The 12,370-nt window shown below is 38.3% G+C and carries 8 protein-coding genes, 1 tRNA gene, 1 other RNA gene and 2 other annotated features; of the genes, 2 read left to right on the top strand and 8 right to left on the bottom strand.

The window, feature by feature from the left end; all coding sequences use genetic code 11:
- Positions 1 to 274: 274 nt before the first annotated feature.
- Positions 275 to 541: signal recognition particle sRNA large type (ffs, locus tag ACLIBH_RS08825), an RNA gene on the bottom strand.
- Positions 542 to 694: 153 nt separating this feature from the next.
- A complete protein-coding gene (gene tadA / locus ACLIBH_RS08820) occupies positions 695 to 1,153 on the bottom strand; it encodes a tRNA adenosine(34) deaminase TadA (RefSeq protein WP_439316336.1) in 459 nt (152 codons plus the stop codon).
- Between the two features lie 146 nt (positions 1,154 to 1,299).
- Here tadA and ACLIBH_RS08815 point away from each other — a divergent pair, with 146 nt between their 5' ends.
- Positions 1,300 to 2,586, top strand: coding sequence for a LysM peptidoglycan-binding domain-containing protein (locus ACLIBH_RS08815; protein ID WP_439316335.1), 1,287 nt, complete (start codon positions 1,300 to 1,302; stop codon positions 2,584 to 2,586).
- Positions 2,587 to 2,881: 295 nt separating this feature from the next.
- On the opposite strand, the gene proC is transcribed toward ACLIBH_RS08815, so the two are convergent.
- The 5 genes from proC to guaB all read right to left on the bottom strand — a co-directional run bounded on the left by proC (position 2,882) and on the right by guaB (position 10,003).
- On the bottom strand, positions 2,882 to 3,694 hold the full coding sequence (gene proC, locus ACLIBH_RS08810; RefSeq protein ID WP_439316334.1) for a pyrroline-5-carboxylate reductase: 813 nt from the start codon (positions 3,692 to 3,694) through the stop codon (positions 2,882 to 2,884).
- A 63-nt stretch (positions 3,695 to 3,757) separates the two neighbouring features.
- Positions 3,758 to 3,972: a binding site (T-box leader), on the bottom strand.
- Positions 3,973 to 4,761: 789 nt separating this feature from the next.
- A tRNA-Ser gene (locus tag ACLIBH_RS08805) sits at positions 4,762 to 4,854 on the bottom strand.
- Positions 4,855 to 5,091: 237 nt separating this feature from the next.
- Positions 5,092 to 6,366, bottom strand: coding sequence for a serine--tRNA ligase (serS, locus tag ACLIBH_RS08800; protein ID WP_439316333.1), 1,275 nt, complete (start codon positions 6,364 to 6,366; stop codon positions 5,092 to 5,094).
- Between the two features lie 145 nt (positions 6,367 to 6,511).
- Positions 6,512 to 6,720 (bottom strand) — a binding site (T-box leader).
- A 94-nt stretch (positions 6,721 to 6,814) separates the two neighbouring features.
- Positions 6,815 to 8,146: a D-alanyl-D-alanine carboxypeptidase family protein gene (locus tag ACLIBH_RS08795; RefSeq protein WP_439316332.1), complete on the bottom strand. Its 1,332-nt coding sequence runs from the start codon at positions 8,144 to 8,146 to the stop codon at positions 6,815 to 6,817.
- Between the two features lie 390 nt (positions 8,147 to 8,536).
- The gene (gene guaB, locus ACLIBH_RS08790) at positions 8,537 to 10,003 is read right to left on the bottom strand and encodes an IMP dehydrogenase (protein WP_439316331.1); all 1,467 of its coding nucleotides are present in this window, start codon (positions 10,001 to 10,003) and stop codon (positions 8,537 to 8,539) included.
- 216 nt (positions 10,004 to 10,219) lie between these two features.
- Between guaB and ACLIBH_RS08785 the strand changes: the two genes are divergently transcribed.
- A complete protein-coding gene (locus ACLIBH_RS08785) occupies positions 10,220 to 11,182 on the top strand; it encodes a YaaC family protein (protein WP_439316330.1) in 963 nt (320 codons plus the stop codon).
- A 60-nt stretch (positions 11,183 to 11,242) separates the two neighbouring features.
- Here the strand turns inward: ACLIBH_RS08785 and ACLIBH_RS08780 are convergent, their stop codons facing one another.
- Positions 11,243 to 12,337 (bottom strand): HD-GYP domain-containing protein, encoded by a 1,095-nt coding sequence (locus ACLIBH_RS08780; protein ID WP_439316329.1) that lies wholly within the window; start codon positions 12,335 to 12,337, stop codon positions 11,243 to 11,245.
- Between the last annotated feature and the right edge of the window lie 33 nt (positions 12,338 to 12,370).

Genomic DNA, 12,370 nt, shown 5'->3' with positions numbered 1-12,370 from the left:
TTTTGATGTGAAATGCTTCTAAACCTGGTAAAGAAATGTTAAAATTCACTTACACGCAACTCCTTTTGTGTTTGTTTTGTCGTTAAAACAAGTCTAACAAATTTTGGAGTTTGCGTGCTTTTATTTTGCTGAATTTTTTCTATACCCCAACATATATTTTAGAGCCATATAAGGAGGTAAAAAGCACAAAAAAAGACAGGCTATGTTTCCTACCAAATGGAAAACCTGTCTTTTTTACTGGAAGATTTCCAGAAGCTATACCTTTATATGTATACCGTGCACCCGTCTTCGATGTGACGTCCCTAAGCGTTACTTAAGTTCATGGCTCAGTCCAGGTAGCCCTGCGGCACACAAGAATGACCACTTACTGCTGCTTCCTTCCGGACCTGACAGGGTTCATGGGTTCCTGTTGCGCAGGACCTGAACGTCAACACCAATTCCTTAAGGCAGACCTTAAAGTCGCCTCACCTCGGACGGGAATTCAATCTTGCTATAGCGGATTGCAAGTTATAGGGCACCGCTACCTCCCCATCTAGCACGGCACTCTCAATTATAACTATTCATTAAACAAAATGCAATTGTAAATAAAGGTAAAAAAGTTGTTTTCAAATATAATTTATTGCATATCTTCTTCATTTAAAGGTTTTTTATTGTTGCATTTTAATAAGCATACAACAATTCCTATCCGGAAATGTTATTCATCTTTCCGCTTTCTCAATTCCCGAAAAAAATCTGTCAGCAGCGAACCGCATTCCTCTTTAAGCACGCCACTTTTCATTTCAACCTGATGATTAAAACGACGCTCATTCAATAAATTCATCAACGTGCCTGCACAGCCTGCTTTTGGATCCGATGCGCCGTAAACGACCCGACTCAGTCGTGATTGTACAATAGCTCCGGCACACATTGGACATGGCTCAAGTGTCACATAAAGTGTGCATTCTTCAAGCCGCCAGCTTCCAATAATTTGATTGGCCTCTTGAATAGCAAGCAGTTCTGCATGTGAAAGTGTTTGTTGTGTATGTTCACGTACATTATACCCAGAAGCGATTATTTCATCATTATGTACAATCACTGCACCAATCGGAACTTCTCCAATGACAGAAGCCTTTTTCGCTTCCTCTATTGCTGCAAGCATCCATTTTTCATCCATTGCTTATCACTACTTTTATAATTTTATTTTTATTATACACAAAAATAAACCAGATGTGATGCGAAACAAAATCGTTCATGCAGGTATATATTTACAAGCAATTTCATACATTTTAAGTAGCATATTGTTTAAAAGGAGGGATTTTTTTGCAAATTCATGTCGTTAAACAAGGCGACACATTGTTTTCCATTGCGAATACGTATGGCTCGTCTATTAATGCGATAACAGAAGCTAACGAGTTGAATACACCAAACCTAGTAGTAGGACAGACGCTCGTTGTTCCAATTGTAGGCCAATTTTATTTTGTTCAGCCTGGAGATAGCTTGTTTTCTATAGCTCTTCAGTTTAATAGTACTGCTGAACAACTGGCACAAATAAATAACATTCCATTAAATGCGCCTCTTTCACCCGGTTTACGTATATACATACCGCCACAAGAAAAACGTACGATTACGTCTTTAGGATATATTGAACCTCTTGGAAATAATGTTTCTCCGACATTAGAAAATGCGGCTGAAAAAAGTGCACCCCTTCTCACTTATTTAGCTCCATTTAATTATCGGGTCAATCGGGACGGTAGCCTAACTGCACCTCCTTTAAATCGCTTTAAAGAAATTGCGAATACAAACTCTACTGCTTTAACGCTTGTCGTCAGTAATTTAGAGGAGGGTGCTTTCAGCAGTGAATTAGCGCATATTATTTTGACCGTACAGGCGGTACAAAATAATATGCTCGACAATATTGTAAACACAGCTGCTTCTATCGGCTTTAAAGAAGTACATTTTGATTTTGAATTTATTCCACCTGCAGATAAGGAAGCTTATAACAATTTGTTACGTAAAGCAAAAGAAAGATTCCAGCAAGCAGGTCTTTTGCTCTCTACTGCGCTAGCACCAAAGACAAGTGTAGACCAAAAAGGTATTTTATATGAGGCGCATGATTATAAAGCACATGGTGAAATTGTTGATTTCGTTGTATTAATGACATATGAGTGGGGCTATAGTGCTGGTCCGCCGTTAGCTGTATCCCCCATTAACGAAGTCCGAAAAGTAGTTACGTACGCTTTATCGGAAATGCCTGCAAACAAAATAGTGCTAGGACAGAATTTGTATGGCTACGATTGGACGCTTCCTTTTGTTCCCGGAGGAAAGTTAGCACGTGCTTTAAGCCCACAACAAGCGATAACGGTTGCTCGTGAACAAAATGCAGCAATAGCATTTGATCCGGTTGCCCAAGCACCGTTCTTCACATATTACGATGAAGCAGGAATGCAGCATGAGGTTTGGTTTGAAGATGCGCGATCGATTCAAGCTAAGTTTGATTTAATAAACGAATTGAAATTACGTGGCATTGCCTATTGGAAGCTAGGACTCGCTTTTCCACAAAACTGGCTATTATTGGACAATGGCTTCAATATTAATAAAGTTACTTAAGTAGCTTCATAATGCAGGAATAGAACCGTCTTAACGTAACGGATAGACACGTTATTGGCGGACATGGCATGGTCCTCTCCTTCTAGAGCCCACCGTCCATTTTTTGGACGGTGGGCAACGATTATTTTTATAAAACAAAGCGGGGTAAATTTTTCTTATTTGTTCATCCGTTCATCCGTAAGACCAATATATTTAACTAGTTAATTGATAGTATGAACATTTAAGCTGGTAGTAATTTTAAACGCGCTGATCAACCTATACATACGGAGAACACAATAAACTCTAAGTTTGATCGCTACTCTCCCCCTAATTCAATCGATCGGTCTCTAGCGCTTTTCACACATTCGATAATTGTTTTATGAAAATCATACCGATCAAGCGTTTTAATTCCTGCTTCCGTTGTACCATTTGGGCTCGTAATGTTTTCACGTAAAATTTCGACAGGTTCCTCAACCTGCTGAAGCATTTCTCCGGCACCTACTACCGTTTGAGTTATAAGTTCCTTTGCTGTTTTTGCGTCTAAGCCAGACTCAACTGCAGCTTTTTCCATTGCTTCTACTAAATAATAAATATATGCAGGCCCACTGCCAGAAATCCCAGTTACAATGTGCATATCTTCTTCGTCAACAGTAGTAGCTGTACCGATAGCGGTAAATAGAGCCAACGCTTTTTCCAACTGTTCATTCGTTGCATGCTTCCCTTTCGAAACAGCTGTTGCAGAATGGCCAATCGTAGCAGACGTATTCGGCATCGCTCGAATGACTGGAACATCCTGATCAAATAAGGAGGCGATGTAATCAGTCGATACGCCAGCAATAACTGAAATAAGGAGTTGATTTGGCTGAATATATTCCTTTATCGATTGTACCGCTTCTTTAATATCATAAGGCTTTGTTGACAAAATTATTATACTTGCATCTCGGATGACTTCTTCTTTTTCCATTGTGCCGTAAATATTATATCGTTTTTTAAGTCGATTTAGTCGTTCTTGATTATCTTTATTTGTAACACATATATTTTCACTTTGAATAAAATCCTTATTTAACAATCCTGCAATTATTGACTCCGCCATAGAGCCAGCTCCGATGAAAGAAATCTTTCCAAACATGTGTACATATCCTCTCTAAAAGCATTTTTTTATAATTCATTAAAAAAACCTCATTCCATCCTTAAAAAGGACGGAATGAGGTTCAAATCCGCGGTACCACCTAATTTGGCAATATACATTGCCCACTTTCTTTGTTAACGCAGCCAGCTGCGGTTAGTTTTTCGCTAACGACTCCCAGGTAGGTTCAATTATGTTTGCTCACAAAGGGATCTTTCAGCCGGTGAATCCCATTCTCTTTTGTTCAAACAATAATTTACTGGCCTGCTCATAGTCTACATCTCAGTTTATAATTGTATTTTGAATATATGCTGTTCGTTCAATTTTGTCAAGCTTTTTCAAACAAGTCCTTCTAATGAATAACAAAAAAATTCTACCATTGCTGCTTATGAAATATACTCGCTTTGGGCGGGCAATTGGTGAGCCTCCCATACCCATAAGATCCTTGCATCTTTCATCCGCTCATTCTAAAGACCATCCTTGATTTTCCACACGCTAGTCCGAAAACGGAAAATAATGGTTGTAGAAAATATGATGTTGATGTAGAAAAATCACATTACTTTTTGGTAGGGAAATGTGAGGGAAATCACTTGTCGATACGCTTATTGTTACAGAAGCTTCACGAATGATAAAAATCGAATTACACTTTATTTCAAGCGAAAACCTGTAGAAAAAAATACAGTACAGAAACATAAAGAAACACACGTCAATGCATATTAAACAGCATTAAAGTGTGTACAATAAGGCTATTAGCCCTCTTTAATCTGACTGGAACGAAAAGCCGACGGACTCCTGCGGAAATAGCACGCGTCCGAAGATCACTGTAGCGACTCGGATAGAGGAGCTACAGAAGCTAAGGCAGTAACCGCAGAAAGCTGTCGGCTGTAGTGCAAGTCAGCGAAATAAGAGCGCAAGCTTTCATGTTTTTGTTCTACTTAATTAATACTATTCCTCGACTTAAGTAACATCAGTAACGTCATTTGACAAAGAACCAAAATAATAAAACCTCGGATAAGAGACATCGTGCTGTCTCTCGTCCAAGGTTAACATATGTAATCGTGTTGTATAAATGGAGGAGGTAGAGGGATTCGAACCCCCGCGGGCTTTGACACCCCTGTCGGTTTTCAAGACCGATCCCTTCAGCCAGACTTGGGTATACCTCCGTAGCAACATTTTATAATATACAATACTATCGTTTGCTTGTCAATTGGTAAAGTAAAAAAAATGAATAAAGTATTTGTAGAAGGATATTTAGCAGCTTGAAAAACAGTGTATCCATTCCGCTCTTTTACAGAAAAAGTAAAAGCTACGTACGTTTACTATTTATAGGCCGTTAATATATACCGAAGGAACAAGTTACGCTCCCGAAAAAACCGTGCAACGTTTCCGGGAGCTATTGTTTACTTAATTACAGATCTACCGCCCATATATGGACGTAATACTTCAGGGATTATTACCGAACCATCCTCTTGTTGATAGTTTTCTAAAATTGCAGTTACCGTCCGACCTACAGCTAACCCAGATCCATTTAACGTATGAACATAGTCAAGCTTACCATTATCTTCTCTTCGGTAACGAATACCTGCTCTTCTAGCTTGGAAAGCCTCAAAATTAGAGCAAGATGATATTTCTCGATACGTTTCCTGTGTTGGAATCCATACTTCAATATCGTACTTTTTTGCAGCCGTAAAGCCTAAATCTCCCGTACACATACTCATTACGCGATAAGGCAGTTTTAAAAGCTGCAACACCTTCTCTGCTGTTTTCGTTAACTGCTCCAACGTTTCATACGAATCCTCTGGTTTTGAAAAATGTACAAGTTCTACTTTGTTAAACTGATGCTGACGGATGAGTCCACGCGTATCTCTTCCAGCTGATCCTGCCTCTGAGCGAAAGCAAGCGCTATATGCTGTATACTTTTTTGGTAAGTCGCTTTCTTTCAATATTTCATCTCGATGGAAATTCGTTACTGGTACTTCTGCAGTTGGAATTAAAAAGTAATCCCAATCAGCAATACGAAATGCATCTTCTTCAAATTTCGGCAATTGTCCAGTACCTGTCATACTTGTTCGATTTACAATATACGGAGGAAGCATTTCTTCATATCCGTGTTCATCAACATGCAAATCAAGCATAAAATTATACAATGCCCGCTCCAGTCGTGCACCTAACCCTTTATAAAATACAAATCGACTGCCAGTAACCTTTGCAGCACGCTCAAAGTCAATAATGCCTAAGTCAGAGGCAACATCCCAGTGTGGCTTTGCAGTAAAGGAGAACGAAGGAATCGTCCCCCACTTTCTTACCTCTACATTGTCTTCCTCATCTTCTCCAATAGGCACACTTTCATGAGGTATGTTTGGGATCGAATACATAATTTTGTCTAATTTAAGTTGGACTTCAGTGAGCTCTGTATCAAGCGCTTTAATACGATCGCCTACTTTGCGCATTTCATGAATTGCGTCGGCAGCATCCTGCTTTTCCTTTTTCAGTATCGATATTTGTTTTGAAGTCTCATTGCGTTGTGCTTTCAAGCTTTCTGTTTCCGCAATTAAAGCTCTTCTTCGTTCATCGTATACACTAAACTTATCTAGCTCTGATAAATCCTCTCCACGATAAGCTAATTTTTTTGTGATTTCTTCAAAATTTGTTCGTAAAAATTTTATATCTAACATTGGCTTCTCCTCCTAAAAGTTATTAAATTATTTTTTTGCCTTTCTCCTATATTTTCAAACCACCCGTTATTTTTAGGTGCAGTCTATCGTACGTATATTCGCCTGCTTGAACATACGTAAAAATACAAAAAACTCCCGCCCTATAACTAGGGACGAGAGTATACCCGCGTTGCCACCCTGATTGAAGAATCATCTTCCGGCTCACTGTTGATAACGGAACAAATCCGAGTTTATTTACTCAATTTCCATAAACTAGTTCAGGGACGGATTCACTGTACATTTTTATCGATTTTCACCAGCCATCGACTCTCTAAAAAATAATCTACAATTACTTTTTCCCATCATTACTTTTCGTATTTCATTACTATTATATTAGACAATTTAGCGGAAGGATGCAAACAGTATGCTAACCCATCCGATTCCTCACCAAATATGAACTATTTTCGTATTAAAATAAGCCTTTAATCATATCTACAATACTAGTGACCAATCCACGAAAGAAGTCACCAATGGAGCCAAGCATAATCATAAACCAATTTTTCTTTTCTACTGCTTTCGTTGTCACAACATCGATTTTATTATTACCTTTTTCAATAATATATCCATTATCTGCATCGCCATCGTAGATTAAAGTTGCTGTACCTACTTTTTCTCCCTTTTTAACAGGAGCTTCTAATTCGCCTTCATTATTTAGCTTAGCTTGGTCGATTTCGAATTGTAAAGTGTATTTATCCTCTTCGCCTTTTTTTATCGGTGCTGTAAATGAATCCTTGAGCGCAATCTCTACCTCGTCACTTTTTCCTTTTATAACTGGAAGGGTTGCTTGATCCTTTACCTGGTAGCCCGCTTTAAACAATTCCTTTGACTCAAAATGAGTAAACCCATAATCGAGCAATTTTGCCGTTTCCTTAAAACGTTCTTCCTCACTCGCTGTTTTCATAACTACGGATATGAGGCGATTACCATTTCGTTCAGCTGTTCCAGTAAAGCAATAGCCAGCTTTTTCTGTAAAACCAGTTTTTAGCCCATCAACACCTTCGTACACATAAGGCTTTAAAAAAGTTGCTTGATGAGGAAGCATCCAATTCCAGTTGCGAATCATTTGCTCATCAAATTCAATTTCAGGAATACTGGAAATATCTAATGACTCCGGATAATCTGTCACTAAATGATAGCCAAGCAGTGCAGCTGATTTAGCTGATAACAAGTTCGTATCATCGGGATTCGTACCTTCTGGATAATGCTCGCCGAGCGATTTATTATCCAATCCAGTGGAATTTACAAATTTAGCTGCTGGCAATCCCATTTCCTCCGCTTTTGCGTTCATCATTTTGACGAACTCACCTTCTGTACCAGCTATCAGCTCCGCAAGTGCCATTGTCGTTGCATTATCGGAGTTAATTGCCATTGCGTTATACAAGTCTCGTACGGTGTAATCTATATTTTGTCGTAAACCGATCCCGGAAAAGCTCGTGTTTGCGGACACTTTATAAAGTACATCGCTTATTTGCGTTGTATCATCCCACGTTATCGTTCCTTTTTCAATCGCTTCCCAGACAAGGTATTCGGTCATCATTTTTGTCATACTAGCTGGAGGCAGTGCTTCGTCCGCGTTTTTTTCGTATAAAATCTTTCCGCTATTTGCATCAACTAAAATAGCAGACTCTGCATTTATATCTACTGTTTCTGCTGCTTGTACAAAAGTTGGCTGAACTACAAATGAAGTTAATAACATTATGATAAAGCTTGCGAAAACACCTTTTTTTATGCTCTGTTTCAATCTTTTTACCTCCGCTTATTTCCTTTTAAGTAAAAGTTTTACAATTATGTAAACATACAATATCCATAATTGCATCCTCTGATATTTTACCACAAAAATAGACATTGAAAAATTGCCTTTGTAAAATATATATTTACCAATTTATACGTTTTTCCTACCAGTAATGCCTACATAACAAATAGACTAGGCGATAAGAAAGCTTTTTACACCATCTCAGCAGTTAATTACGCTGAACACGATTATGTACACTTCATGTGAAAAGAAATGTATTGCATACCGTCCAAATAGATCCTCTTGTCCAAAATAAGATAGGGATTAGTTCCACCTAATCCCTCCGTTATAATCTATTATAAATATCGTATTAATTGTAAATGGATACGAAATGATTGTTTAAATGCGATAGTTAGGAGCTTCTTTCGTTATTTGTACTTCGTGTGGATGACTTTCCTTTAATCCAGCGTTTGTTATGCGTATAAATTGCCCATCTTTTCGTAACGCTTCAAGTGTTGGTGTACCACAATACCCCATACCCGCTCTTAATCCACCTAGTAATTGGTGAATCGTATTCGCCAGTGACCCTTTATATGCAACTCGTCCCTCAATACCTTCTGGAACAAGCTTTTTCACATCATCAGATTCCTGGAAATATCGGTCTTTAGAGCCCGCTTTCATCGCACCTAGAGAACCCATTCCCCGATAAACCTTGTATTGTCTACCTTGGAATATTTCCATTTCTCCCGGGCTTTCTGTGACACCTGCAAACAAACTCCCTAGCATAACAGCACTCGCACCTGCTGCTAATGCTTTCACTATGTCACCAGAAAACTTTATACCCCCATCAGCAACTATTGGAACACCATATGGAGCCGCTGCTTGTGCACAGTCATACACCGCTGTAATTTGTGGTACTCCTATGCCAGCAACGACACGAGTCGTACAAATAGAACCTGGTCCAATACCAACCTTAACAATGGATGCACCAGCTTCAATTAAGTCCTTTGTCGCTTCTGCAGTAGCTACATTTCCAGCAATAATCGGTAAGTCGGGATATAATGACCGAACTTGCTTTACTTGATCAAGCACACCTTTTGAATGCCCATGTGCTGTATCAATAACGATCACATCGACACCAGCTTCTACAAGCTTGTCAATTCGTTTTAAAGAATCTCCTGTTACCCCAACTGCTGCACCTACAACTAATCGACCTTGTGCATCTTTTGCAGAATGTGGATACTCAATTACCTTTTCGATATCTTTAATCGTTATAAGCCCTCTTAATACATTATCTTCGTCAACAAGTGGCAGCTTTTCAATTCGGTGTTTTTGCAAAATCTTTTGCGCTTGTTCCAACGTAGTCCCTACTGCTGCCGTTACTAAATTTTCGCTCGTCATTACTTCTGAAATTAAAATCGAATAATCCTCAATAAAACGCAAATCGCGATTCGTCAAAATTCCAACAAGCTTCTGATCTTCAATGTTATTTACGATTGGAACACCTGATATTCTAAATTTAGCCATTAAGTGTTCTGCATCGAATACTTGATGTTCTGGAGTGAGAAAGAATGGGTTCGTTATTACACCACTTTCTGACCGTTTTACGCGATCGACCATTTCTGCTTGTTCTTCGATAAGCATGTTTTTATGAATGACCCCGAAACCGCCTTGTCTTGCCATAGCTATCGCCATATCTGCTTCGGTAACTGTATCCATCCCTGCGCTAATAAAAGGAGCACTTAATTTTAAATTTGGTGCCAACTCTGTACTTACAGAAACGTCCTTTGGTAGCACCTCTGACTTTGCAGGTACGAGTAATACATCATCAAATGTTAATCCTTCTTTAGCAAATTTACCCTCCATTTTCATCCTCCTTAATATTCAGATACCGTTTAACAAGTGATACATTCTTTATATTTTGGCTACACTTATACCATAATTTATTATTTTCTTAAAGGTTTTTGTTTTATGTATTGTAAATTACAATACGTTATCATGTGCTTTTTTTCAACTTGTGAAGCGTTTACGATAAAAAGAAAATTGATTCGAAATATTGAGATACTTAAGGGAGGATAAGCATTGGATAAACATAAAATCGTAACCTTTCTAACTTATTTACAGTCACAGCAAACAGCACAGCAATACTTGCTCCATTGCTACAGTAAACGAAAAGTGAAGGATGCACCGTTAAAGAGCTACGAAAACAGTAATCGGTTTCTATATTACTTACAGCACGGGCGTCAATTTTATAAAACAGGGGAAACGGCAGAAACTTTTATTCAACCAATTTTATACTATTATGGCTTAACGCATTTGATTAAAGCAATTGTACTAACCATTCGACCAAACTATCCTGAAACATCCTCAATTTTAGCGCACGGTGTTTCTACTAGAAGGAGAAAAAAGAAACAGTATACTTTTCTTCATGATGAAGTAAAAGCACAGCAGAATGGGTTGTTTCCTTATTTTGCTGAACACGTTTACGGAATAAAAAAACAAGCACTTTCGAAATGGAATATGAAAGCGTTACTCGCCAGCATACCAGAATTGAATACGTTTTTTCATTTTAACAATAAAGAACAAGGAATGGTTGCAGTAGGAAACTTAGGGACAACAGAAATCCATTTCCCACTACGACTTCTTGATCACTATCATTTAACGACAGAAGCATTAATACAGCGTATTCGCCCATATTTACCACAAATTGGAACGGTTGTTACCGACAAGGAGAAGATCCATATCACCTTAACCGTCCCGGTCAACGAAGCACGCGGACCGTTTAAAATTAATAACGATAATGACAAAATTTATTTTCCTTCTACACGCGATATGTACGAAGTCTATTCGGAGTCAATCAACCATTATTTGATATTGTACAATTTAAGTATGATTTGCCGTTATGAAACGGAATGGTGGGGAGATCTATTAGGTACAAAGTCGGATGTCGACTACCCATTAATCGCTCATTATCTTCAAGTTGCACGTAAAAAGGTTCCTTTATTAATCGGTTACGAATTGCTAAAGCAATCGCCATTCGGTTAACATCCAACACCATATCGTTTAATTATAGCAATTGTATTTGAAATCATTTCGATTATCGGCTTATCCATCAATTGCTTCTTCAATGTAAAGATTCATATTGTTTTCTAAACTAATTATTTCTCTACTATCCGTTAGCTTTATCATCGGTCTTGTCGGTTGTTTATTATTTATAAATACGATTTCGCCTTCTTTTTCATTAGATAACTTTACGCGCGTACCGATTGAGAAGTTTGTTAAGCTTTCGATAAATACCAAAACTACCTTAGGAGAAAGCCTTGAAAATTGCTTCCCTTGCAATTGTTCAATTACCTTAAAGGAGGAAGCTTTCTTTGCGTAAATGCGCTCACAAGTCATCGCATGATAGGTGTCACACACAGCAATAATTTGTGCGTATAGATGAATTTTGTTTCCTTTCATCTGATACGGGTATCCTGTACCATCCATTCTCTCGTGGTGTTGTAAGATTGCTAGCTTCGCCTGTTGAGAAAGCGTTGGGATTTTTTCTACTAGTCGATAGGAAAAAATCGGATGTTGTTTTACTTCATCAAATTCTCTCGATGTCAATGGACGGTCTTCCATATAATACGTGTTTATTTTTGCCATCCCACTATCGCTTAATACCCCTGCTAACCCGAGTTGCAACCACTCGTTTTTCAACAAATTCATTTTTTGACCAATATAAGCTGATAAAAGGCCTACAGAAACAGAATGATGATATATGTAGTCCTGCTTATTAGAATACTGCTGTAGGCGAAAAACAGCTGATCCAAATTGTTCAACCCGCATTAGTAATGGGAGCATCATTTTCCGTACTTGAGGCATATCGATCGGTACGTTGTTCTGCCATTGATGATACATTTTTTTAAATTGTTCTACAACTTGAAGGTAATGTTCTGCTAACGTAAGTTCTTCATCTACGTGCTGTCGTTTTATTTTTTCTACTTGTTCTGCTTCGTCTTGCATTTTTGGTTTAAACAACTCTCCATTTGCTAATTTCGGAGAGACGTGAACGGATTCTATTAAAAATTTCTTTAATATCGTAATATGCTCATCTGCAAGCACTGTATTTTCTAATACGATTGGCCGGCCACTTGGCCCTATAACACTTTTAAGCAATATACATCCTGTCGTAAGTTGCGTTGTATTAACTTGCAAGCCTGCACCCCCATCATACAGTCATCTATGTAA

The sequence above is a fragment of the Virgibacillus sp. W0430 genome (genome assembly GCF_051846935.1).
In the GTDB taxonomy this organism is placed as follows: domain Bacteria; phylum Bacillota; class Bacilli; order Bacillales; family Amphibacillaceae; genus JBPYCR01.
Note: the sequence above shows the minus strand (reverse complement) of the source record. Positions and strands in the feature narration are given on the sequence as shown.

Bases quoted from the DNA above. Each gene is read 5' to 3' on its own strand.
- tadA (WP_439316336.1), bottom strand. From the start codon at position 1,153: ATGGATGAAAAATGGATGCTTGCAGCAATAGAGGAAGCGAAAAAGGCT.
- proC (WP_439316334.1), bottom strand. From the start codon at position 3,694: ATGTTTGGAAAGATTTCTTTCATCGGAGCTGGCTCTATGGCGGAGTCA.
- serS (WP_439316333.1), bottom strand. From the start codon at position 6,366: ATGTTAGATATAAAATTTTTACGAACAAATTTTGAAGAAATCACAAAA.
- guaB (WP_439316331.1), bottom strand. From the start codon at position 10,003: ATGGAGGGTAAATTTGCTAAAGAAGGATTAACATTTGATGATGTATTA.